Source organism: Paraburkholderia acidisoli (assembly GCF_009789675.1).
GTDB lineage: Bacteria > Pseudomonadota > Gammaproteobacteria > Burkholderiales > Burkholderiaceae > Paraburkholderia > Paraburkholderia acidisoli.
This window is the reverse complement of sequence record NZ_CP046913.1, coordinates 2,943,384-2,967,573: the sequence shown is the minus strand read 5'-3', so window position 1 is coordinate 2,967,573 and position 24,190 is coordinate 2,943,384. Positions and strand designations below refer to the sequence as shown.

At 62.0% G+C, this 24,190-nt stretch carries 14 protein-coding genes, 5 tRNA genes, 3 rRNA genes and 1 pseudogene; 13 read left to right on the top strand and 10 right to left on the bottom strand.

The genetic code is table 11. The features are described from left to right. The first annotated feature begins 61 nt into the window (after nt 1–61). Nucleotides 62–2,350: an NADP-dependent malic enzyme gene (locus tag FAZ98_RS13150; RefSeq protein WP_158951600.1), complete on the top strand. Its 2,289-nt coding sequence runs from the start codon at nt 62–64 to the stop codon at nt 2,348–2,350. An 86-nt stretch (nt 2,351–2,436) separates the two neighbouring features. Here the strand turns inward: FAZ98_RS13150 and FAZ98_RS13145 are convergent, their stop codons facing one another. Beyond that, nucleotides 2,437–6,039 carry an indolepyruvate ferredoxin oxidoreductase family protein gene (locus tag FAZ98_RS13145; protein ID WP_158951599.1) on the bottom strand — a complete coding sequence of 1,201 codons (3,603 nt, stop codon included), beginning with the start codon at nt 6,037–6,039 and terminating at the stop codon, nt 2,437–2,439. Nucleotides 6,040–6,466: 427 nt separating this feature from the next. On the opposite strand from FAZ98_RS13145, the gene FAZ98_RS13140 reads away from it, so the two are divergent. Then, a complete protein-coding gene (locus tag FAZ98_RS13140) occupies nt 6,467–6,667 on the top strand; it encodes a hypothetical protein (RefSeq protein ID WP_158951598.1) in 201 nt (66 codons plus the stop codon). Between the two features lie 151 nt (nt 6,668–6,818). Here FAZ98_RS13140 and hppD read toward each other — a convergent pair whose 3' ends face one another. Next, the gene (hppD, locus tag FAZ98_RS13135) at nt 6,819–7,916 is read right to left on the bottom strand and encodes a 4-hydroxyphenylpyruvate dioxygenase (RefSeq protein WP_158951597.1); all 1,098 of its coding nucleotides are present in this window, start codon (nt 7,914–7,916) and stop codon (nt 6,819–6,821) included. Nucleotides 7,917–8,060: 144 nt separating this feature from the next. Between hppD and FAZ98_RS13130 the strand changes: the two genes are divergently transcribed. Then, complete coding sequence (locus FAZ98_RS13130; RefSeq protein WP_158951596.1) at nt 8,061–8,555, top strand: Lrp/AsnC family transcriptional regulator; 495 nt, start codon at nt 8,061–8,063, stop codon at nt 8,553–8,555. A 91-nt stretch (nt 8,556–8,646) separates the two neighbouring features. Here FAZ98_RS13130 and FAZ98_RS13125 read toward each other — a convergent pair whose 3' ends face one another. The 8 genes from FAZ98_RS13125 to paaA all read right to left on the bottom strand — a co-directional run bounded on the left by FAZ98_RS13125 (nt 8,647) and on the right by paaA (nt 15,056). Next, complete coding sequence (locus FAZ98_RS13125; RefSeq protein WP_158951595.1) at nt 8,647–9,306, bottom strand: GNAT family N-acetyltransferase; 660 nt, start codon at nt 9,304–9,306, stop codon at nt 8,647–8,649. Nucleotides 9,307–9,561: 255 nt separating this feature from the next. Then, nucleotides 9,562–10,164: a TetR/AcrR family transcriptional regulator gene (locus FAZ98_RS13120; RefSeq protein WP_158951594.1), complete on the bottom strand. Its 603-nt coding sequence runs from the start codon at nt 10,162–10,164 to the stop codon at nt 9,562–9,564. A gap of 41 nt (nt 10,165–10,205) precedes the next feature. Beyond that, entirely contained in the window at nt 10,206–11,036 is an 831-nt protein-coding gene (locus FAZ98_RS13115) for a DUF1835 domain-containing protein (RefSeq protein ID WP_158951593.1), read from the bottom strand. Nucleotides 11,037–11,261: 225 nt separating this feature from the next. Beyond that, nucleotides 11,262–12,350, bottom strand: coding sequence for a 1,2-phenylacetyl-CoA epoxidase subunit PaaE (paaE, locus tag FAZ98_RS13110; protein WP_158951592.1), 1,089 nt, complete (start codon nt 12,348–12,350; stop codon nt 11,262–11,264). A gap of 1 nt (nt 12,351) precedes the next feature. Next, a complete protein-coding gene (gene paaD / locus FAZ98_RS13105; RefSeq protein WP_158951591.1) occupies nt 12,352–12,903 on the bottom strand; it encodes a 1,2-phenylacetyl-CoA epoxidase subunit PaaD in 552 nt (183 codons plus the stop codon). 26 nt (nt 12,904–12,929) lie between these two features. After that, nucleotides 12,930–13,736, bottom strand: a complete 807-nt coding sequence (paaC, locus tag FAZ98_RS13100) for a 1,2-phenylacetyl-CoA epoxidase subunit PaaC (RefSeq protein WP_158951590.1) — start codon at nt 13,734–13,736, stop codon at nt 12,930–12,932. A gap of 10 nt (nt 13,737–13,746) precedes the next feature. Then, the gene (gene paaB, locus FAZ98_RS13095) at nt 13,747–14,031 is read right to left on the bottom strand and encodes a 1,2-phenylacetyl-CoA epoxidase subunit PaaB (RefSeq protein ID WP_158951589.1); all 285 of its coding nucleotides are present in this window, start codon (nt 14,029–14,031) and stop codon (nt 13,747–13,749) included. Between the two features lie 26 nt (nt 14,032–14,057). Beyond that, nucleotides 14,058–15,056 (bottom strand): 1,2-phenylacetyl-CoA epoxidase subunit PaaA, encoded by a 999-nt coding sequence (gene paaA, locus FAZ98_RS13090; protein WP_158951588.1) that lies wholly within the window; start codon nt 15,054–15,056, stop codon nt 14,058–14,060. 205 nt (nt 15,057–15,261) lie between these two features. On the opposite strand from paaA, the gene FAZ98_RS13085 reads away from it, so the two are divergent. The 10 genes and pseudogenes from FAZ98_RS13085 to tuf all read left to right on the top strand — a co-directional run bounded on the left by FAZ98_RS13085 (nt 15,262) and on the right by tuf (nt 24,180). After that, a complete protein-coding gene (locus FAZ98_RS13085) occupies nt 15,262–16,602 on the top strand; it encodes an SGNH/GDSL hydrolase family protein (RefSeq protein WP_158951587.1) in 1,341 nt (446 codons plus the stop codon). Between the two features lie 481 nt (nt 16,603–17,083). Next, nucleotides 17,084–18,612, top strand: a 16S ribosomal RNA gene (locus FAZ98_RS13080). Between the two features lie 65 nt (nt 18,613–18,677). Next, nucleotides 18,678–18,754: transfer RNA gene (locus FAZ98_RS13075), tRNA-Ile, on the top strand. A 94-nt stretch (nt 18,755–18,848) separates the two neighbouring features. Continuing rightward, nucleotides 18,849–18,924: transfer RNA gene (locus FAZ98_RS13070), tRNA-Ala, on the top strand. A gap of 307 nt (nt 18,925–19,231) precedes the next feature. Beyond that, a 23S ribosomal RNA gene (locus tag FAZ98_RS13065) occupies nt 19,232–22,111 on the top strand. A gap of 203 nt (nt 22,112–22,314) precedes the next feature. After that, nucleotides 22,315–22,428, top strand: a 5S ribosomal RNA gene (gene rrf / locus FAZ98_RS13060). The 16S, 23S and 5S rRNA genes sit together here with 5 tRNA genes alongside, the layout of an rRNA operon. 142 nt (nt 22,429–22,570) lie before the next feature. Next, nucleotides 22,571–22,656, top strand: a tRNA-Tyr gene (locus tag FAZ98_RS13055). A 50-nt stretch (nt 22,657–22,706) separates the two neighbouring features. Continuing rightward, nucleotides 22,707–22,780: transfer RNA gene (locus tag FAZ98_RS13050), tRNA-Gly, on the top strand. A 16-nt stretch (nt 22,781–22,796) separates the two neighbouring features. After that, nucleotides 22,797–22,871 (top strand) — tRNA-Thr (locus tag FAZ98_RS13045). A 119-nt stretch (nt 22,872–22,990) separates the two neighbouring features. Further along, nucleotides 22,991–24,180 (top strand): annotated as a pseudogene (tuf, locus tag FAZ98_RS13040) (elongation factor Tu). Nucleotides 24,181–24,190: the final 10 nt, after the last annotated feature.

The following is a 24,190-nucleotide window of genomic DNA, read 5'->3' as shown; positions in this document are numbered from 1 at the left end:
CTCGACTACATAAAACAGATTCTCTTTCTTTCACGTCTCTCACGCCCTGGCAGGCCCGAAAATGGATGAACAACTGAAGCAAAGCGCGCTCGCTTATCACCAGAATCCGAAGCCCGGCAAGATTTCGGTCACGCCGACCAAGCCGCTGTCGAACCAGCTCGATTTGTCGCTCGCGTATTCGCCGGGCGTGGCCGCCGCGTGTATGGCGATCTACGACGAACCGCTCGACGCGCAGAAGTACACCTCGCGCGCGAACCTCGTGGGCGTCGTGACGAACGGCACCGCGGTGCTCGGTCTCGGCAACATCGGCCCGCTCGCGGCCAAGCCGGTCATGGAAGGCAAGGGCTGCCTCTTCAAGAAGTTCGCGGGCATCGACGTGTTCGACATCGAACTCGACGAAACCGATCCGGACAAGCTCGTCGATGCGATCGCCATGCTCGAGCCCACGCTCGGCGGCATCAACCTCGAAGACATCAAGGCGCCCGAGTGCTTCTACATCGAGAAGAAGCTGCGCGAGCGCATGAAGATTCCCGTCTTCCACGACGACCAGCACGGCACCGCCATCATCGCTTCGGCGGCGATTCTCAACGGCCTGAAAGTGGTCGGCAAGAAGCTCGACGAAGTGAAGCTCGTGTGTTCGGGCGCGGGCGCGGCGGCCATTGCCTGCCTCGACCTGCTCGTGAACCTCGGTCTGAAGAAAGACAACGTGCTGGTCACGGACTCGAAGGGCGTGATCTACGAAGGCCGCGGCAATCTCGATCCGTCGAAGGAGCGTTACGCGGCGAACACGGCGGCGCGCACGCTCGGCGACGCCATCAAGGGCGCGGACGTGTTCCTCGGCTGTTCGAGCGCGGGCGTGCTCAAGCCCGAGATGGTCGTCGACATGGGCACGAAGCCGCTGATTCTCGCGCTCGCTAACCCGGAGCCGGAAATCCGCCCGGAAGACGCGAAGAAGGTGCGCCCGGACGCGATCATCGCCACGGGCCGTTCGGACTATCCGAACCAGGTGAACAACGTGCTGTGCTTCCCGTTCATCTTCCGCGGCGCGCTCGACGTGGGCGCGACCACCATCACGGAAGAGATGAAGCTCGCGTGCGTGCGCGCGATCGCCGAACTCGCGGAAGAAACCGATCAGGGCGACGAAGTCGCGAAGGCATATGAAGGCCACTCGCTCGAATTCGGCCCGGAATACCTGATCCCGAAGCCGTTCGACCCGCGCCTCATCATCAAGATCGCGCCGGCCGTGGCGCAAGCCGCGATGGATTCGGGCGTGGCCACGCGCCCGATCCAGGACATGGACGCGTACCGCGAGGAACTCGGCGCGACGGTCTATCGCACGGGCATGGTCATGCGCCCCGTGTTCGCCGCCGCGAAGTCGAGCCCGGCGCGCATCGTGTTCGCCGAGGGCGAAGACGAACGCGTGCTGCGCGCCGCGCAATTCGTGCTGAACGAGAAGATCGCGCGTCCGATCATCATCGGCCGTCCTTCCGTGGTGGAAATGCGCTTGCAGAAAATGGGCTCGAAGCTGCGCCCCGGCACCGACTTCGAGATCGTCGATCCCGAAGACGATCCGCGTTACCAGAAGTGCTGGCAGGCGTATCACGAACTCGGCGCGCGCCACGGCGTGACGCCAGACGTGGCGAAGGCCGCGATGCGCAAGTTCAACACGCTGATCGGCGCGATTCTCGTGCACCTCGGCGACGCGGACGGCATGATCTGTGGTCTCGTGAACAGCTTCGACGCGCACCTGAAGCACATCGAGCAGGTGATCGGCCGGGCGAGTCATGCCGAAAACTTCGCGGCGATGAACCTGCTGATGCTGCCGGGCCGCAATCTGTTCATCTGCGATACGTATGTGAACGAAGTGCCGAGCGCCGAGCAACTCGCCGACATGACGATTCTCGCCGCGCGCGAGATCGAGAAGTTCGGCATCGTGCCGAAGGTCGCGCTGCTTTCGTCGTCGAACTTCGGCAGCGTGCGGTCGTCGACGTCGCAGCGCATGCAGGCCGCGCGCGAGCTGATCGCGCAACGCGCGCCGCAACTGGAAGTGGACGGCGAAATGCACGGCGACGCCGCGCTTTCCGAGCTGATCCGCAAGCAGTCGTTCCCGGGCACGACGCTTTCGGGTGAAGCGAACCTGCTCATCATGCCGAACGTGGAAGCGGCCAACATCGCCTACAACCTGCTGAAGATGATCGGCGGCGAAGGCGTGACGGTCGGCCCGTTCCTGCTGGGCGCATCGAAGCCGGTGCACATCCTCACGCCGGCGGCCACGGTGCGACGCATCATCAACATGACGGCCGTGGCGGCCGCCAACGCAGCGGTGGCGAAGAGCGCGAACGCGAAGTAAGCGAGCGGCTTTCACCGAAAGAAAAGGGCGCGCCGTTCACCACGGCGCGCCCTTTGTTTTTACGGCTTCAGCGTTGCCTCAAATCCTCACGCCGCATGGCGCGCCGCACCGTTCTCCGGCGAGCGCCACTTCGCGAGCAGCGTGGCCCATTTCGCGCGCGTGGCCTTGAGGTTGTTCTCCTTCACGTGACCGTAGCCGCGAATGGCGTCGGGCAGATTCGCGAGTTCGAGCGCGAGCGCCAGGTTCGCGTCGCTCAGGCCGCCGATCACTTCGCGCATCAACGCTTCGTATTCGCCGATGAGCGCGCGTTCGTGACGGCGTTCCTCGGTGCGGCCAAACGGATCGAGCGCCGTGCCGCGCAGGAACTTGAGCTTCGCGAGCACGCGCATCGCGCCCAGCATGCGCGGGCCGTATTGCTTCTTCACGAGCTTGCCCTTGTCGTCGTGCTTCGCGAACGAGGGCGGCGCGAGATGGAAGTTGAGCTTCCAGTCGCCTTCGAAACTCGCCTTGATCTTCTCGACGAACGCGGGATCGGCGTAAAGGCGCGCGACTTCGTACTCGTCTTTGTACGCCATCAGCTTGTGCAGATTTTTCGCCACGGCTTCGGTGAGCGCCTGCTGGCCTTCGGGGCGTTCGAGCTTCGCCTCGGCCGCGCGCACGGTCTCGACGAACGCGCGATAACGTTGCGCATACGCTGCGTTCTGATACGCGGCGAGATACTGCGCGCGCTTTTCGATGAGCGTGTCGAGCGCCTTGGGCGTGTGCAGCGAGACGATCTTCGCGCCCGCAGAGTCTGCGTTTTGCTGCGGCAACGGCTTCTTCACGAGCTGATCGACAGCCGCGCGGTCGTGCGCGACGCGACGGCCCCATTCGAACGCCGCGAGATTCTTCTCGACCTGCACGGCGTTGAGTTCGATCGCGCGCGTGAGCGACTCGTGCGTGAGCGGCAGCCAGCCTTTTTGCCACGCGTAGCCCAGCACGAACGGATTCGTGTAGATGGCGTCGCCGAGCAGCGCGAGCGCGTAGCGGTTGGCATCGACGGTCGCCACGTGGTCGGTGCCCGCGGCCGCGCGCACGTCGGCTTCCGTGTTCGAACCCGGAAATTGCCACTGCGGATTCTTGATGAACTCGGCCGTGGGCGTGGGCGCGCTGTTGAGCACCACGTGCGTGACGCCGGCCTGCATGCGCGAGACGCAGTCGTCGCCGGCGGTCACGATCGCGTCGCAGCCAATCACGAGGCTTGCCTCGCCCATGGCGATGCGCGTGGCGTGGATGTCGTCGGGACGGTTGGCGATCTGCACGTGGCTCATCACCGCGCCGCCTTTCTGCGCGAGGCCGGTCACGTCGAGCACGGTCACGCCCTTGGCTTCGAGGTGCGCGGCCATGCCGAGCAGCGCGCCGATCGTGACCACGCCCGTGCCGCCCACGCCCGTGACGAGCACGCCGTACGGGCGCGCGATGGCGGGCACCTCGGGCGTGGGCACCGTGGGCATCGCTTCGTCGGCCACGCTGCTGGGCTTGGGCTTGCGCAACTGGCCGCCTTCGACCGTCACGAAGCTCGGGCAAAAGCCCTTCACGCACGAATAGTCCTTGTTGCAGGTGGACTGGTTGATCTGGCGCTTCGTGCCGTATTCGGTCTCGAGCGGTTCGACCGAGAGGCAGTTCGACTGCACCGAGCAGTCGCCGCAGCCTTCGCACACGGCCTCGTTGATGACCACGCGCCTGGCCGGATCGGGATACGCGCCGCGTTTGCGGCGGCGGCGCTTTTCCGTCGCGCAGGTCTGGTCGTAGATCAGGATCGTCGTGCCGGTGACCTCGCGCAGTTCGCGCTGCATCGCGTCGAGCTGGTCGCGATGATGAATCGTCACGCCGGGCGCGAGTTTCGCAGCCGGTTCGCCCTGGTACTTTTCCGGCTCGTCGGTGACGATCACGATCTTCTTCGCGCCTTCGGACGCGAGCTGATGCGTGATCTGCGGCACCGTCAGCACGCCGTCCACGGGCTGGCCGCCCGTCATCGCCACGGCGTCGTTGTAGAGAATCTTGTAGGTGATGTTGGCCTTCGACGCGATCGCCGCGCGAATGGCCAGCAAGCCCGAGTGGAAGTAGGTGCCGTCGCCGAGATTGGCGAACACGTGCTTGTCCTCGGTGAACGGCGCCTGACCGACCCACGCCACGCCTTCGCCGCCCATCTGGCTGAAGGTGCTGGTGCTGCGGTCCATCCACACGGTCATGTAGTGACAGCCGATGCCCGCCATTGCGCGCGAGCCCTCGGGCACGTTCGTCGACGTATTGTGCGGGCAGCCCGAGCAGAACCACGGCTTGCGCTCGACCTGCACACGCGGCTTGGCGAGCGCGCGCTCCTTGGCCTCGATCACGGCGATGCGCGACGCGATGCGCGCGCGCACGTCCGACGGCATCTCGAACTTGTCGAGACGCGTGGCGATGGCCTTGGCGATGATCGCGGGCGAAAGCTCGTAGTGCGCGGGCAACAGCCAGTTGCCCATCGGCACGGACCATTCGCCGCCGGCGCCGTCCTTTTCGTCGAACTTGCCGTACACGCGCGGGCGCTGCGCGTCGGGCCAGTTATACAGCTCTTCCTTGATCGCGTATTCGAGAATCTGGCGCTTTTCCTCGACCACGAGAATTTCTTCCAGGCCGCGCGCGAACGCGTGCGCGCCTTGCGCCTCGAGCGGCCACACGCAGCCGACCTTGTACAGGCGCAGGCCGATGCGCGAGCAGGTTTCGTCGTCGAGACCGAGGTCGGTGAGCGCCTGGCGCACGTCGAGATACGCCTTGCCGCCCGTCATGATGCCGAAGCGCGCGTGCGGCGAATCGATCTCGATGCGGTCGATCTTGTTGGCGCGCACGTAGGCGAGCGCCGCATACCACTTGTAGTCGAGCAGACGCGCTTCCTGCACGAGCGGCGGGTCGGGCCAGCGAATGTTCAGGCCGCCTTCGGGCATGGCGAAATCTTCGGGCAGCAGGATGCGCGTGCGGTGCGGGTCGATCTCCACCGACGCCGACGACTCGACCACGTCGGTCACGCACTTCATGGCGACCCAGAGGCCCGAGTAGCGGCTCATCGCCCAGCCATGCAGGCCGAAGTCGAGATATTCCTGCACGTTGGACGGGAACAGCACGGGCAGGCCGCAGGCCTTGAAGATGTGTTCGGACTGATGCGCGAGCGTGGAGGACTTGGCCGCGTGGTCGTCGCCGGCGAGCACGAGCACGCCGCCGTGTTGCGCCGAGCCGGCCGAGTTGCCGTGCTTGAAGACGTCGCCGCAACGGTCCACGCCGGGGCCTTTGCCGTACCACATCGAAAACACGCCGTCGTATTTCGCCGATGGGTACAGATTCACCTGCTGCGAACCCCACACGGCGGTCGCGGCCAGATCTTCGTTCACACCGGGCTGAAACACGATGCCGTGACCGGCGAGGTGCTTTTTGGCTTTCCAGAGCGACTGGTCGAGGCCGCCGAGCGGCGAACCCCGGTAGCCGGAGATGAACCCCGCGGTATTCAGACCGGCGGCCTTGTCGCGTTCCTGTTGCAGCATCGGCAGACGCACCAGCGCCTGGATGCCGCTCATGTAGGCGCGGCCGCGTTCGAGGGTGTATTTGTCGTCGAGCGTGACGGAAGCGAGTGCGGCTTCGAGCGAAGCGCGCTGACCTGCGTCGAGCGGGGCATTCATTATGTGTCTTCCTCCATCCAACCAATCCGTTTTGGGATCGCCAGAACTTCTGGGCATCGGCATCTTGTGGATGCTTCAACCGGGCTCGCCATATTGGCTTCTTTTATTCGATAGTAGCACCCGGAAAAACCCGCCGCTTCGGCCTGTGGGCGGCCGTTCGTGGCGTTCTGGCTGGCGCGTCGCAGCATTTCGTTGCATTTTTCACGCCTGCGCGATCCGGCACCCTAACGATCGTGACAAGCGCAAGTCTTTGTGCAAGAAAGGATGTGTCGCAAGCCTCGCGAACGTAACAACGTGTAAAACTTGCACAGGCAAGTACCGGCTCTTGAATATGCTGTCGGTCTCCCTCACCTGTGGGATCCGCGCAATGTCCCGAAATAAATGGGGCATTACCGCAACAGGCTAGTCTGAAAAAAGGAGTACAAGCATGAATAATCGACATATCCAGACCTTCCTGACGGTCTCGGCCGCCTTCTTCGCCATGAGCGCGCCGCTGCATTCGAATGCCCGCACGCCGAGCGGCGCGAATGCCGTCACGCCGTGCGTTCGGTCCTTGACCGACGTGAGCGGCACGAGCGCCAAGGCGGAAACGAACGTCCTGCCGTCCGCCAAGGCGGAGCAGAAGTAACGCCAGCAGAATCCATCGCGATGCCGCGCTGATCCGCGCCGCATTCCACTCATTCGAATCCGTCGCCGGGTGTGCGGCGGCGGATTCAAAAGCACAAAAGGGCGAAGATCGCGCGATCTTCGCCCTTTTCATTTGTGTCGCCGGAAAAACGTCAGGCCTTGTCCTGCACCACGCCGCGGCGAATCTGGTCGAGTTCGATCGATTCGAACAGCGCCTTGAAGTTGCCTTCGCCGAAACCCTGATTGCCCTTGCGCTGGATGATCTCGAAGAAGATCGGGCCGATCTGGTTCTCGGTGAATATCTGCAGCAGCAGGTCTTCGGGCAGACCGTCGATCAAAATCTTGCGCTTCTTCAGTTCGTCGAGCGGCTCGGTGTGGCCCGGCACGCGGCGGTTCACCAGCTCGTAATACGTGTCGATGGTGTCGAGCAGCGCGATTTGCGACGCGCGCAGGCCGTCCACCGTGCCGTAGATGTCGTTGGTGCCGAGCGCGATGTGCTGGATGCCTTCGCCGTGATACGCGTCCAGATATTCCTGGATCTGGCCCGCCGTTTCGCCGCCTTCCTCGTTGATCGGAATGCGGATCTTGCCGCACGGCGAGGTCATGGCCTTGGACTTCACGCCCGTCACCTTGCCTTCGATGTCGAAGTAGCGGATCTCGCGGAAGTTGAACAGGCGCTCGTAGAACTCGGCCCATTCGGCCATGCGGCCGCGGTGGACGTTGTGCGTGAGGTGATCGATGTAGGTGAGACCGTGGCCGACGGGGTTCGGCTCGGCGCCCTCGATCGGCACGAAGTCGACGTCGTAGATGCCGATGTCGCCAATGCTGCCCGGCTGCGCGCCGTTCTTGCCGCGCCAGCGGTCGACGAAATAGATCAGCGAGTCGCCAATGCCCTTGATGGCCGGAATGTTCAGCTCCATCGGGCCGGTCTTGTTGTCGAAGCCCCACGCGCCGAGTTCGAGCGCGCGCTGGTAGGCCTTGGCGGCGTCCTGCACGCGAAACGCGATGGCGCAGATCGAAGGGCCGTGCTGGCGCGCGAAGCGTTGCGCGAACGAATCCGGCTCGCCGTTGACGATGAAGTTGATCTCGCCCTGGCGGTACAGCGTCACGTCTTTATGGCGATGGCGCGCGACGGCCGTGAAGCCCATGCGCTCGAACAGCTTGCCGAGCGCCTTGGGGTCCGGCGCGGTGTATTCGATGAATTCGAAGCCGTCGGTGCCGACGGGATTGTCCCAGGTTGCGACCTGCATGTGCGTCTCCGGTTTTCGGTGTATCGGTGAGGATCGATCCGAGCCAGTGTAGTCCGCGGCTTCGGGCGAAAACTTGCGAACTAAATCGCCGCCGCGACAATCGGCGCTATAAACTGCCTCAGTTAATTTGATCCAAGGCAGAAAATGGCGAACATCGAATTGGACGCGATCGACCGGCGCATTCTGGCGATCCTTCAGGAGAATGGCCGGCTCTCGAACCAGGAGATCGCCGAACGCGTGAATCTGTCGCCGAGCCCGTGCCTGCGGCGCATTCGCCGGCTGGAGGAAAGCGGTGTGATACGCGGCTACGTGGCGCTGCTCGATGCGCAAAAACTCGGCCTCGATCTGCTCGCCTACGTGAACGTGCGGCTGGAGAAGCGCGGGCCCACGGCTTCGGGCCGCGACGGCGTCACGCATGCGGAGCTGTTCCGCGCGGCCGTGCAAACCTGGCCGGAAGTGGTGGGTTGCCACGCCATGACGGGCGACATGGACTTTCTGCTGCGCGTGCAGGTCGAGGACATGGCGCACTTCTCGCGCTTCGTGCAGGACCAGTTGCTGCACCATCCCTCGGTGATCGACGTGAAATCGAGTTTCTCGCTCGACACGTTCAAGGAAACCACGGCGCTGCCGATTCGCTAAACGAGGTGGCGCGCGGCGGCAAAAGCCGGGCGCGCAGACGCAAAAAAAGCGGCCGAGGCCGCTTTTTTCATATCGCCGGAAACCGCGGGATTCAGGCCGCGACCGCTTGCGGCAGGATCGTTTCGATCAGACGCGTGGCGTTGCGCGCCTGACGCTTGAGCGCGTAGTCGAACACGGCGGCCTGCTCCTGGAGCATTTCCGCGATGATGCTGCTCTGGTCGGCCGGTTCGAGCGAGAGGTACGCGTCGGCTTCGCCATACGCGTATTCGATCTTCATGCCCGACTTCTTGGCGATGTGCATCATCGTGCTGTTGCGCGAGAGGCAGTGCATGTAGAGCTGCGTGACGTGCGTATTGCGGCTGCGGATGGCGGCGCGTTCGAACAGCTTCGAGCCGATGCCCTGGCCGCGCGCGCTTTCCAGCACCGAAACGCCGAACTCCGCGGTGCGGCCGTTGCCGTCGGCGGGCAGATAGGCGAGATGGCCCACGCCCACGAGTTGCAGCTGATGGTTGAACACGCCGAACACGGTGTCGCGCGTGAAGTCCATCGAGCGCACGTAGTTTTCGATCACGTGATCGGGCGCGGCCTGGCCGAAGCGCAGCAGGCGGTCGTCGGCGTCGAGCGTCAGAAAGTGCGTGACGAGACGCTCGCGATCCGCCGAAGTGAGAACGCGCACCATGACCGGCCCGGATGTGAGCGGACGCACGGGCGACACGATCGGCTCGCTGCCTTGGGTCGAAATCGGGTTCATGGTGGGTTCTCCTTGGAATGCGTGCAGCATGATGCGCCGCAAAAATGCATTCTAGCGAAAACCCTGGGTATGAGCTAGGGAAAACCCGGATTCGCGATTTGAGTGTTGCACCTAATTAGTTATTCTTGCGCACCCAACACTTTGATTTTTATGGATTATTCGCGTTGGGTAAGTTGAGGCGTCAAGTGTTGCCTCGATACATCATGTCGCAGCGCAGCAATTCAGGCCCTAAAAACGCGGCAATCCACGCGGCAATTACGCGCCCTGCAGACCGTGATCCACCACGGCGATCACCTGCTCGGCGAAGTCGCGATAACCCATGCGGCCGCCGGGCTTCAGCCACGTGAAGGTCCAGTTGATCATGCCGAACACCATCATGGTGAGGGCGGTCTGGTTCTCGGTGGTCACGCGGCCGGGATAGGCGCGCGCGAGCTGGCGCGTGAACGCGGCCACCACGTCGCGCTGGCGGTTCAGCACGATCTCGCGCTGGGCATCCACGAGATATTTGACGTCGTTGAGCAGCGCCACGTGGCGGCTGTGCGAGGTTTCGTACTCGATCAGGAATGCGCGGATCAGCTCCGCGAAGCTCTCGCGCTCGTCCAGGCCGCGCCGCTGGCTCGCGCCTTCCACCTCCGCGATGATCAGCATCAGCCGCTTGGTGTAGCGGTCGAGCAGGTCGAACAGGATCGCTTCCTTGCTCTCGTAATAGTGATAGAGCCGCGCTTTCGAGGTGCCGCTCGCGGCGGCGAGATCCGACATCGACGTGCTGGGGTAGCTGGTTTGCGCGAATTTGGCGGCGGCGAGTTCGAGGATCTGGTCGCGTTGGGTTTCGTGGTCGGGCGCTCGGGTGCGTGCCATATCGGAGTCTGCGGATTCTGCGGGTTCGGCGGTTCAGCGATTCAACGGGACAGAGAAAGGTGCGCGGCCATGTGCGGCAGGACGAGGCGCGCGGCGCGCGAGCGCGCCAGGCGAGCGTCGGCGGCGCTGGGCGCGCAGGACGCGCACATGTCGTCGCGCAGGCGCAGTTCTTCGGCCGCGGCCAGTTCGCGCAGGCGCCAGAGCACCACCGGTTCGGCCACGGCGAACCCGGCGCCCGCGCGCGTGAGCGCCGCGCCGAGCGCGCCGCTCGTAAGCCAGGGCGCGTCGGCGGGACGCTGCGCGTGGGCGGTGTCGAGCAGGTCGAGGATCAGCGTGTCGAGGTCGGCCCAGGTGCCGCTCGTGAAGGTGTTGTCGCGCCAGCGGCGCGTCTCGCCGTTGGCGAACTTCGCTTCCTGCCATTCCAGCGCGAGGCGCGTGATGCGCAGCACCGAGATGGGCGCGGCGTCGGCCAGGCGCGCTTCGAGGCGCGCGGGCGTGAGTTCGTCGGCGGCGAGGCGCACCTCGTTCAGGCGTTGCGGGGCGCAGCGCAGGCGGTAGCAGACGCGGCGCAGCGCGAGCTGGTGCGCCGCGTCGTGCGTGTGCCAGACGACCACGTTGGCGTCGCCGGGCACGAGCGCGTCGAGCGCCGCGCAGTCGTCCAGCGTGAGCGTGTCGGGCACGCCGCCGAGCAGCGCCCAGAACGCGGCGCGTTGGGCCACGCCGGCGTCCTGGGTTTCGTCGATGTCGCGTAGCGGGCCGACCGTGAGATCGTCGCGCAGGCCGATCACGCGATCGGCTCGCGCCGCATTGTGGATCGCCTGCTGGAGCGCGGCCGCAGCGGCCTCGCCGTGAATGAGATGGATCGTGGTCATCGACAACTCGTTGCGTTCGCGACGAACGCGTGAGGTCCGAAAGAGAAAAAGCGCCAGAACACGCGCAAATAAAAGGAGCCGCTCGCCAGCGCGCAGCGTTGCGCTGCACCACTCGCGAGCGGCCCCTAGTGTAAGCGGATCGCCTGAGGGCCGAAAGCGTGCTGTTGCTCTAGTGCCTCGTCTGGCGCTCTGATCGACCTCGGTCGCGACCGCGCGACCGCGCGCTCAGCGTTCGTCGAAACTCACGACCACGCGCTCGCTCAGCGGGTGGCACTGGCACGTGAGCACGAAGCCGTCCTTCACTTCCTGCTCTTCGAGCGTGTAGTTCTTGTCCATCTTCACCTCGCCTTCGAGCACCTTGGCGCGGCAGGTGCAGCACACGCCGCCCTTGCACGCGTACGGTAGCGCGAGACCCGCCTTCAGGCCGACATCGAGCAGGCTCACGCCTTCGTACGGCAGGCGCAGCTTGCGCTTTTTCCCGTCGATGACGATCTCGAGGTCGGCGGCCGGCGTGTTTTCGGTGATCTCGACCGGCGGCACGCCCGCTTGCGGCAGCGGCGAGCCGAAGCGCTCCACGTGCACGTTCTGCGTGGGCACGCCCGCGGCCTTCAGCGCGGCTTCGGCGGCGTCCATCATCGGGCCGGGGCCGCAGATGAAGGCTTCGTCGATTTCCCCGGCCGGCAGCAGCGAGTCGATGAACGCCGCGCACTTCTCCTGATCGAGCACGCCGTTGAACAGCTCGACGTCCTGCAAGTCGTCGGAGAGCACGTGGTAGAGCCGGAAGCGGTTCATGAAGCGATTCTTCAGGTCTTCCAGTTCCTCGGCGAACATGATCGCGTCCACGCTGCGGTTGCCGTAGACCAGCGTGAACGCGCTGCGCGGCTCGCTTTCGAGCGTGGTCTTGATGATGGCGAGCACCGGCGTGATGCCCGAGCCGCCCGAAAATGCCACGTAATGCTTGCCGTGATCGGCGTTCAGATGCGTGAAAAAGCGCCCATCGGGCGTCATCACGTCGATTTCGTGACCCGGCGCGAGCTGGTCGAACGCGAAGTTCGAAAAGCGGCCGCCGCGTACGCGCTTGATGCCGATGCGCAGTTCGCCGTCGCGGTCGTAATCGGTCACGCCCACGCAGATCGAGTATGAGCGGCGCGTTTCTTCGCCGTCGATATGCGTCTTGAGCGTGACGAACTGCCCTTGCGTGAAGCGGTAGGCGTCGCGCAGCTCGGGCGGCACCTCGAAAGCGACGGAGACGGCGTCCGCGGTTTCGGGCCGCACTTCGCGGATGCGCAGCGAGTGGAATTGCGGAGTGGCCATATCAGTAGGGTTTGAAGTAGTCGAAGGGTTCGCGGCAGTCGATGCAGCGGTACAGCGCCTTGCACGCGGTCGAGCCGAATTGCGCGAGGCGCTCGGTGTGCTTCGAGCCGCAGCGCGGGCAGACCGGCGCGGGCAGTTTCGGCATGAAGGTGATGGGACTTTCGCTCGCGCCGTGTGCCGCGCCGCCACCGCAATTGCCGGTGGGCGGCGCGATGCCGTAGGCGCGCAGCTTTTCGCGCGCTTCGCCGGTGATCCAGTCGGTGGTCCACGCGGGCGTCAAGGTCGTGGCGATGCGGTACGGCCCCAGTTGCGCGGTGTCGAGCGCATGCGCCACGTCTTCCGCGATCTGCGACATGGCCGGGCAGCCCGAATAGGTGGGCGTGATGACCACTTCGAGCTGGCCGTCTTGCGCGCGGCGCACGTCGCGCAGAATGCCCAGCTCGCGGATCGACACCACCGGAATCTCCGGGTCGGGCACCGCTTCGAGCGCCGCCCAGGCCTGTTCGAGCGCGCGATCTGGCGCGCCCCGATCTTCTGTGGCTTGCATCGTCATGTTCCTTGCGGGGTTGCGCGGCGCGCTTACCAGCGCGCGCCCGGATGCTGGCGCGCGAGGCTTTGCATCTCGGCGAGCACGAAGCCCATGTGTTCCGAGTGTTCGCCGTGCTTGCCGGTCGTCACGTGCTTCGCGGGTGCGGGCGCGGCGAGCGTGGCTTCTTCGAGCGCGGCTTCCACGTCGGCGCGCCACGCGGCTTCGAGCTGCGCGGTGAGCGGCGCGATGCCCGCTTCGGCCACGGCCGTTTCCACCGCGTCCGTGCTGAAGAACTCGCGCGTGTACGGCATCAGCCAGTCGATGGCGGTTTGCGCGCGGCGGTGCGATTCGTCCGTGCCGTCACCGAAACGCACGAGCCATTCGCGCGCGTGATGCACGTGGTAGCGCGTTTCCTTGATCGAGCGTTCGGCGATGGCGGCCAGTTGCGGGTCGGCGGAACGCAAGAGCGCGGTCCACAGATGCGCCATCAGCGTCGCATAGAGGAAGTTGCGCGCGATCGTCACGGCGTAGTCGTTGGCCGAATGCGTCGTGCCGGCGAGCGGGCCGAAGTGCGGCAGCTCGGCGAGCGTGTAGTTCGCGAACTCGCGCTCGGCGCGGAAATACGCGTAGTCGTCTTCCGTGCGTTCGCGGCCGTTGAGCGTCTTGTCGAGCGTGGCGGCGTGCGTGTAGAGCAGGCGCGCCTGACCGATCAGGTCGAGGCTCATGTTGGCGAGCGCGATGTCTTCTTCGAGGATCGGGCCGTGGCCGCACCATTCCGTGTTGCGCTGACCGAGGATCAGCGCCGTATCGGCGAGGCGCAGCACGTAGGCGAGATGTTCGGGCGTGGGCGTCGTCATGTTGGCGCTCTTACATGTGGTTGACTTCGTCGGGCAGCGTGTAGAACGTGGGGTGGCGATAGATCTTGTCGCCGGCCGGCTCGAACAGCTCGGCCTTGTCGTTCGGATCGGACGCCGTGATCGCGGAAGACGGCACCACCCAGATGCTCACGCCTTCCTGGCGGCGCGTGTAGACGTCGCGGGCCATGCGCAGCGCCATCGACGAATCCGCGGCATGCAGACTGCCGCAATGCTTGTGGTCGAGGCCCTGCTTGCTGCGCACGAACACTTCCCAGATCGGCCATTCCTTGTTCATTCGGGATCTCCTGATGTTTCGTTGGGTCAGGCCGCGTGCTTTTCGGCGCGCTGACGTTGTTTTTCGGCGTGGGCGAGGGCGGCTTCGCGCACCCATGCGCCTTCGTTGTGCGCTTTCACGCGCGTGCCGAGGCGTTCGCGGTTGCACGGGCCGTCGCCGTTGACGACGCGCCAGAATTCTTCCCAGTCGATCACGCCGTAGTCGTAGTGGCCGCGCGCTTCGTTCCACTTGAGGTCGGCGTCGGGCAGCGTGACGCCGAGCACCTTGGCCTGCTCGACGGTGGCATCGACGAACTTCTGGCGCAAGTCGTCGTTCGAGATGCGCTTGATGCCCCATTTCGCCGACTGATTGCTGTGCACGGAGTCGGCGTCGCTCGGGCCGAACATCATCAGCACCGGCCACCACCAGCGGTTCACGGCCTGCTGCACGAGTGTCTTCTGCGCTTCGGTGCCTTGCATCATCGCGAGCAGGGCGTCGAAACCCTGACGCTGGTGAAACGACTCTTCCTTGCAGATGCGGATCATGGCGCGCGCGTACGGGCCGTAGGTGCAGCGGCACAGCGGAATCTGGTTCATGATCGCCGCGCCGTCCACGAGCCAGCCGATCACGCCCACGTCGGCCCACGTGGGCGTCGGGTAATTGAAGATGCTCGAGTACTTGGCCTTGCCCGCGTGCAGCGCGTCGAGCAACTGGTCGCGCGACACGCCGAGCGTTTCCGCCGCGCTATAGAGATAGAGACCGTGACCCGCTTCGTCCTGCACCTTGGCGAGCAGGATCGCCTTGCGCTTGAGGCTGGGCGCGCGCGAGATCCAGTTGCCTTCCGGCAGCATGCCGACCACTTCCGAGTGCGCATGCTGCGAGATCTGACGCACGAGCGTCTTGCGGTAGGCGTCGGGCATCCAGTCCTGCGGCTCGATCTTGCCGTCGGCGGCCATCACGGCGTCGAACTGCGCCTGCTCGGGAGCGGCGGCGTCCGCGTCGATCGGCGCGACGTTGCCCGGAATGTCGAGGGATTGCGTGTACATGGGGACGCTCTCGTCGTGGGTGATTGGAGATATGCCGTGCAGTATAAACCAACCGACCGGTCGGTAAATGAATATTTTGACGTTGCGCAAAAAGGGCTCGAATGACGCGTAACCTTGGCGCTTCGGCTGGCTGTCAGGTCGATGCAAGGCCGCGTAGCCGCCCATGGGGCACAATGCGCCTTTGCCTGCGCACCCGATCCCATCAATGAAGAAGAATGCCGATTTTGCTGTCGTTCCCGCTATTGCCCGTGACGTTTTCCAGGGCGCGGCTTGCCGTGCGACCCGCGCGCCGCGCGCATCGGCGCTGGCCGTTGTGCTCGGTGCGCTGGGTGCGCTCAGTGCGAGCGCGCTAGCTTGTGCCGATCAATCGTCGAACGCCTGGGTGACGAGCTGGGCGACCACGCTCCAGCAGATTCCCCAGCGTGACGCCTTGCCGGCGCTGTACCGCGCGCCAAACGTCGCCGGCCGCACGGTGCGGCAGATCGTGTATCCCACGCTGGGCGGAAAGGTGGCGCGCATTCACGTGAGCAATCTGTACGGTCGCACGCCGCTCGTGATCGAGGCGATGGCGATCGCGCCCTCGGCGGGCGGGTCGGCGGCGAGCGAAGCGGGCTCGGTGAAGGTGACGTTCGGCGGCAAGGCGTCGGTGTCGGTGCCGCCCGGCGCGGGGCTGGACAGCGATCCCGTGCAGATCGACGTGAAGGCGGGCGCGCCGTACGCGATCAGCAGTTATATGGGCGACGCGCAGACGATGGTCGCGTGGCACCGCGTGGCGAGCCAGGTCAATTACGTGTCGCGGCCGGGCAATCACGTGAGCGGGCCGTCGATCGGCGCGTACACGCAGCGCTTCACCCAGTACGCGTGGGTGACGGGGCTCGCGGTCGAGGCGCCGGGCGCGGCCACGGTGGCGGCCATCGGCGACTCCATCACCGACGGCATGCGCTCGTCGCTCAATCTGAACCGTCGCTGGCCGGACGCGCTCGCGCGGCGCCTCGCGCAGTCGCCGCATGCCGATACCGCGGTGATCGATCTCGGCATCAGCGGGAACCGGCTGCTCAGCGACTCGCCCTGCTACGGCGAGGCGCTCGAAAAGCGCTTTGCGCGCGACGCGCTGGGGCATGCCGGCGTGAAGACGGTGGTCATGCTGATCGGCATCAACGACATCAATTTCCAGGCGATGCCGGCGCGCGCCGGGCTCGACTGCGATTTCCCGCATACGCATGTGGATGCGAAAGATCTGATCGGCGGATACCAACGCGTGATTGCGCAGGCGCATGCGCGCGGCGTGCGCATTCTCGGCGCGACGATCACGCCGGCGTCGCTGCCGGCGGATCGCGAAGCGATCCGCACGGCGGTGAACCAGTGGATACGCACGAGCGGCGCGTTCGACGGCGTGGTGGATTTCGACGCGGCGTTGCGTGACCCGGCCGAGCCGACGCGGCTGCGCGCCATTTACGACAGCGGCGACCATATCCACCCGAGCGACGAGGGCTATCTGGTCATGGCGAACGCGGTGCCGCTGGCGCTGTTGGGATCGAAACGATAAATTTCACGCCACCCCCTTGCGGGTTGGCTCACGGGGCGCTAAGATTCGCCCCCTTCGCAGTTCAGACGTAGCGGGAACCGCGAAGCCGCCACGAAACGGGCGGTGGTCGGATCAGCAGATTTTTGCGCTTGAGGTACCGGTTTTAAACGGTGAGCGAAAAAAAGATGTTGACGAGACGAAAAAGATTCTTCATAATCTCGTTTCTCTGCTGCTGACGCAGCAACGCAGAAAACGCCAGACAGTAGTGCAGCAGTTTGCGACTGGCCAGCGGTTTCAGCGAATCGATCTTTAAAAATTTACAGCCGATAAGTGTGGGCGCTTGATGCGGTGGCGGCCTGAAACGTTCTCCGGAACGCTTCGGGATAAGCAAAAGTATCAAGAGTCTCACACTAAAGTAAGTCAGGTTTTTGAAGCAATTCAGATTCCTGTCAGCTTTGAGTGAGCGACCGGTTCGAAAGAACCGAAAAACAGTAACAGGTTTGAACTGAAGAGTTTGATCCTGGCTCAGATTGAACGCTGGCGGCATGCCTTACACATGCAAGTCGAACGGCAGCACGGGTGCTTGCACCTGGTGGCGAGTGGCGAACGGGTGAGTAATACATCGGAACGTGTCCTGTAGTGGGGGATAGCCCGGCGAAAGCCGGATTAATACCGCATACGATCTACGGATGAAAGCGGGGGACCTTCGGGCCTCGCGCTATAGGGGCGGCCGATGGCGGATTAGCTAGTTGGTGGGGTAAAGGCCCACCAAGGCGACGATCCGTAGCTGGTCTGAGAGGACGACCAGCCACACTGGGACTGAGACACGGCCCAGACTCCTACGGGAGGCAGCAGTGGGGAATTTTGGACAATGGGGGAAACCCTGATCCAGCAATGCCGCGTGTGTGAAGAAGGCCTTCGGGTTGTAAAGCACTTTTGTCCGGAAAGAAAACCATCTGGCTAATATCCGGGTGGGATGACGGTACCGGAAGAATAAGCACCGGCTAACTACGTGCCAGCAGCCGCGGTAATACGTAGGGTGCAAGCGTTAATCGGAATTACTGGGCGTAAAGCGTGCGCAGGCGGTGATGTAAGACCGATGTGAAATCCCCGGGCTTAACCTGGGAACTGCATTGGTGACTGCATCGCTGGAGTATGGCAGAGGGGGGTAGAATTCCACGTGTAGCAGTGAAATGCGTAGAGATGTGGAGGAATACCGATGGCGAAGGCAGCCCCGGCCAATACTGACGCTCATGCACGAAAGCGTGGGGAGCAAACAGGATTAGATACCCTGGTAGTCCACGCCCTAAACGATGTCAACTGGTTGTTGGGGATTCATTTCCTTAGTAACGTAGCTAACGCGTGAAGTTGACCGCCTGGGGAGTACGGTCGCAAGATTAAAACTCAAAGGAATTGACGGGGACCCGCACAAGCGGTGGATGATGTGGATTAATTCGATGCAACGCGAAAACCTTACCTACCCTTGACATGTACGGAATCCTGCTGAGAGGTGGGAGTGCCCGAAAGGGAGCCGTAACACAGGTGCTGCATGGCTGTCGTCAGCTCGTGTCGTGAGATGTTGGGTTAAGTCCCGCAACGAGCGCAACCCTTGTCCCTAGTTGCTACGCAAGAGCACTCCAGGGAGACTGCCGGTGACAAACCGGAGGAAGGTGGGGATGACGTCAAGTCCTCATGGCCCTTATGGGTAGGGCTTCACACGTCATACAATGGTCGGAACAGAGGGTTGCCAAGCCGCGAGGTGGAGCCAATCCCAGAAAACCGATCGTAGTCCGGATCGCAGTCTGCAACTCGACTGCGTGAAGCTGGAATCGCTAGTAATCGCGGATCAGCATGCCGCGGTGAATACGTTCCCGGGTCTTGTACACACCGCCCGTCACACCATGGGAGTGGGTTTTGCCAGAAGTGGCTAGTCTAACCGCAAGGAGGACGGTCACCACGGCAGGATTCATGACTGGGGTGAAGTCGTAACAAGGTAGCCGTATCGGAAGGTGCGGCTGGATCACCTCCTTTCCAGAGCTTTCTGCTCACCGCGTTTTAAGCGCTCACACTTGTCGGCTGTAAAGAAGACAGACTCAGGGTCTGTAGCTCAGTCGGTTAGAGCACCGTCTTGATAAGGCGGGGGTCGATGGTTCGAATCCATCCAGACCCACCATGTCGATTGACCGTTGGTGCTTCAGCACCTACGGGCATCCCATCCCCGCAGGGGACAGGGCGTGTGCATGCCACTGGGTCTGAATGGTACGAGCGGGGGATTAGCTCAGCTGGGAGAGCACCTGCTTTGCAAGCAGGGGGTCGTCGGTTCGATCCCGTCATCCTCCACCAATCCTCAATGCCTAGTGTCCGGTTTGAACACAAGCCGGGTATTAAGCATTGGCGATTGAGCCAGTCAGAGCGATGTGAGTAAAACCATATCGGCTGTCGTTCTTTAACAATCAGGAAGAAGTAGTAAAGAGATTCATCGGAAACACACTTAGAGATGGGTGTGGAGTACGTGAATCAGGGTTGTGATTGTATCAATGTATTTTTAAGTGATCGAAAGATCGCCTTGAAATACGGCGCAACACGAATACTCAACCTGTAACGCGTGACTCTCGCTGTGAGCAATCACACAGAGACACACCCGTTATAGGGTCAAGCGAACAAGTGCATGTGGTGGATGCCTTGGCGATCACAGGCGATGAAGGACGCGGTAGCCTGCGAAAAGCGGTGGGGAGCTGGCAAACAAGCTTTGATCCACCGATATCCGAATGGGGAAACCCACTCCGTATGGAGTATCCATGACTGAATACATAGGTCATGTGAAGCGAACGCGGCGAACTGAAACATCTAAGTAGCCGCAGGAAAAGAAATCAACCGAGATTCCCAAAGTAGTGGCGAGCGAAATGGGACCAGCCTGCATTCTTTATCTGTACCGTCAGCCAAACGCTCTGGAAAGTGCGGCCATAGTGGGTGATAGCCCCGTAGGCGAAGACGGAATGGAAGAACTAGGTATGCGACAAGTAGGGCGGGACACGTGAAATCCTGTCTGAAGATGGGGGGACCATCCTCCAAGGCTAAATACTCGTGATCGACCGATAGTGAACCAGTACCGTGAGGGAAAGGCGAAAAGAACCCCGGGAGGGGAGTGAAATAGATCCTGAAACCGCATGCATACAAACAGTCGGAGCCTCGCAAGGGGTGACGGCGTACCTTTTGTATAATGGGTCAGCGACTTACATTCAGTGGCAAGCTTAACCGAATAGGGCAGGCGTAGCGAAAGCGAGTCCGAACAGGGCGTCCAGTCGCTGGGTGTAGACCCGAAACCAGGTGATCTATCCATGGCCAGGTTGAAGGCACGGTAACACGTGCTGGAGGACCGAACCCACTAACGTTGAAAAGTTAGGGGATGAGCTGTGGATAGGGGTGAAAGGCTAAACAAACCTGGAAATAGCTGGTTCTCTCCGAAAACTATTTAGGTAGTGCCTCGTGTATCACCTTCGGGGGTAGAGCACTGTCATGGTTGAAGGGTCCATTGCGGATTACTTCGCCATAGCAAACTCCGAATACCGAAGAGTGCAATCACGGGAGACAGACATCGGGTGCTAACGTCCGGTGTCAAGAGGGAAACAACCCAGACCGCCAGCTAAGGTCCCCAAATATGGCTAAGTGGGAAACGAAGTGGGAAGGCTAAAACAGTCAGGAGGTTGGCTTAGAAGCAGCCACCCTTTAAAGAAAGCGTAATAGCTCACTGATCGAGTCGTCCTGCGCGGAAGATGTAACGGGGCTAAGCCATATACCGAAGCTGCGGATGCACATTTATGTGCATGGTAGGAGAGCGTTCTGTAAGCCTGCGAAGGTGCATTGGAAAGTGCGCTGGAGGTATCAGAAGTGCGAATGCTGACATGAGTAGCGATAAAGGGGGTGAAAGGCCCCCTCGCCGTAAGCCCCCAAGGTTTCCTACGCAACGTTCATCGGCGTAGGGTGAGTCGGCCCCTAAGGCGAGGCAGAAATGCGTAGCTGATGGGAAACAGGTCAATATTCCTGTACCAGTGTGAAATGCGATGGGGGGACGGATCGCGGAAGGTTGTCCGGGTGTTGGAAGTCCCGGTCGCTGCATCGAAGAAGGCACTTTGGCAAATCCGGGTGCGCAATTCAAGGGTGTGGCGCGAGCGGCCTCGAGCTGCGAAGCAATCGGAAGGGTTCCGGAAAAGCCTCTAAGCTTCAGTTTCACATTGACCGTACCGCAAACCGACACAGGTGGGCGAGATGAGTATTCTAAGGCGCTTGAGAGAACTCGGGAGAAGGAACTCGGCAAATTGGTACCGTAACTTCGGGATAAGGTACGCCCCTGTAGCTTGATGCGCCTGCGCGCAGAGGGTGAAGGGGTTGCAATAAACTGGTGGCTGCGACTGTTTAATAAAAACACAGCACTCTGCAAACACGAAAGTGGACGTATAGGGTGTGACGCCTGCCCGGTGCCGGAAGATTAAATGATGGGGTGCAAGCTCTTGATTGAAGTCCCGGTAAACGGCGGCCGTAACTATAACGGTCCTAAGGTAGCGAAATTCCTTGTCGGGTAAGTTCCGACCTGCACGAATGGCGTAACGATGGCCACACTGTCTCCTCCCGAGACTCAGCGAAGTTGAAGTGTTTGTGATGATGCAATCTCCCCGCGGCTAGACGGAAAGACCCCATGAACCTTTACTGTAGCTTTGCATTGGACTTTGAACCGGTTTGTGTAGGATAGGTGGGAGGCTGTGAAGTGTGGACGCTAGTCTGCATGGAGCCGTCCTTGAAATACCACCCTGATCTGTTTGAGGTTCTAACCTTGGCCCGTGATCCGGGTCGGGGACAGTGCATGGTAGGCAGTTTGACTGGGGCGGTCTCCTCCCAAAGGGTAACGGAGGAGTACGAAGGTACGCTAGGTACGGTCGGAAATCGTGCTGATAGTGCAATGGCATAAGCGTGCTTGACTGTGAGACCCACAAGTCGAACAGGTGCGAAAGCAGGTCATAGTGATCCGGTGGTTCTGTATGGAAGGGCCATCGCTCAACGGATAAAAGGTACTCTGGGGATAACAGGCTGATACCGCCCAAGAGTTCATATCGACGGCGGTGTTTGGCACCTCGATGTCGGCTCATCTCATCCTGGGGCTGTAGCCGGTCCCAAGGGTATGGCTGTTCGCCATTTAAAGAGGTACGTGAGCTGGGTTTAAAACGTCGTGAGACAGTTTGGTCCCTATCTGCCGTGGGCGCTGGAAGTTTGAGGGGGCCTGCTCCTAGTACGAGAGGACCGGAGTGGACGAACCTCTGGTGTACCGGTTGTCACGCCAGTGGCATCGCCGGGTAGCTATGTTCGGAAGAGATAACCGCTGAAAGCATCTAAGCGGGAAACTCGCCTCAAGATGAGACTTCCCGGGGACTAGATCCCCTTGAAGGGTCGTTCGAGACCAGGACGTTGATAGGTCAGGTGTGGAAGCGCAGTAATGCGTTAAGCTAACTGATACTAATTGCCCGTAAGGCTTGATCCTATAACAGGTGTGTGTCGGCAGCCGCCAGTGCGTCAGCACGAAAGGGTGCCCCATCCTGCACAAGGTGCAGGATCTTGGAGAACACATACGGTTGAGATCGTTGTTGTGCCTGAAACAACACAACCCCAATTAAGCAGCACCTCTTTACGCTTCTTCCCGATTGGCTGTGGCGCACCGTAAATGCGACGCAGCAACCCGTCATGCCTGATGACCATAGCGAGTTGGTCCCACCCCTTCCCATCCCGAACAGGACCGTGAAACAACTCCACGCCGATGATAGTGCGGATTGCCCGTGTGAAAGTAGGTAATCGTCAGGCTTCTTACAAGCGAAACCCCGGCCCTAAAAAGCCGGGGTTTTTGCTTTTTCGCTCTCCCTATAAGTGAGAGCGTTGTGGGTTCTGCTCCGAACAAAGTGCTTGACACTGATCGGATGTTCCCCCATAATCATCAGTTCTCTGCGGAGGGGTGCCCGAGTGGCTAAAGGGGGCAGACTGTAAATCTGTTGGCTTACGCCTACGTTGGTTCGAATCCAACCTCCTCCACCAGAATTCAGCTGAAGTAACGTGTCGGGAATCGGCAGTAGTCAGTAGACCTCGCGGGTGTAGCTCAATGGTAGAGCAGAAGCCTTCCAAGCTTACGACGAGGGTTCGATTCCCTTCACCCGCTCCAGCGAAATGAAGTTAATGCCCATGTGGCTCAGTGGTAGAGCACTCCCTTGGTAAGGGAGAGGTCGGCAGTTCGATCCTGCCCATGGGCACCAGCCAGTATCTAGCAGGCCTCCAGAAGCGTTCAGAAGGCCTCGCATCGAGCAGGCAGCAGCAACAGTGATTGTTTGCGCGCCCCGCGCAACGTACGGAAAAATCCTCTTAGGAGTCGAAAATGGCCAAGGGTAAGTTTGAGCGGACCAAGCCGCACGTCAACGTGGGCACGATCGGTCACGTTGACCACGGCAAGACCACGCTGACGGCAGCGATCACGACGGTTCTGACCAAGAAGTTCGGCGGCGAAGCGAAGGCATACGACCAGATCGATGCAGCGCCGGAAGAAAAGGCACGTGGTATTACCATCAACACCGCGCACGTCGAGTACGAAACGGCTAACCGCCACTACGCACACGTCGACTGCCCGGGCCACGCCGACTACGTGAAGAACATGATCACGGGCGCGGCACAGATGGACGGCGCGATCCTGGTTTGCTCGGCTGCTGACGGCCCGATGCCGCAAACGCGTGAGCACATCCTGCTGGCCCGTCAGGTTGGCGTGCCGTACATCATCGTGTTCCTGAACAAGTGCGACATGGTCGACGACGCCGAGCTGCTCGAGCTGGTCGAAATGGAAGTGCGCGAGCTCCTCTCGAAGTACGACTTCCCGGGCGACGACACGCCGATCGTGAAGGGTTCGGCCAAGCTGGCGCTGGAAGGCGACACGGGCGAGCTGGGCGAAGTGGCGATCATGAGCCTGGCCGACGCACTCGACACGTACATCCCGACGCCGGAGCGCGCAGTTGACGGCGCGTTCCTGATGCCGGTGGAAGACGTGTTCTCGATCTCGGGCCGCGGCACGGTGGTGACGGGTCGTATCGAGCGCGGTCTGGTGAAGGTCGGCGAAGAATCGAAATCGTCGGTATCAAGCCGACGGTGAAGACGACCTGCACGGGCGTGGAAATGTTCCGCAAGCTGCTCGACCAGGGTCAGGCAGGCGACAACGTCGGTATCCTGCTGCGCGGCACGAAGCGTGAAGACGTGGAGCGTGGCCAGGTTCTGGCCAAGCCGGGTTCGATCACGCCGCACACGCACTTCACGGCTGAAGTGTACGTGCTGAGCAAGGACGAAGGCGGCCGTCACACGCCGTTCTTCAACAACTACCGTCCGCAGTTCTACTTCCGTACGACGGACGTGACGGGCTCGATCGAGCTGCCGAAGGACAAGGAAATGGTCATGCCGGGCGACAACGTGTCGATCACGGTGAAGCTGATCGCTCCGATCGCCATGGAAGAAGGTCTGCGCTTCGCAATCCGCGAAGGTGGCCGTACCGTCGGCGCCGGCGTGGTTGCAAAGATCATCGAGTAAGTTGTACTGC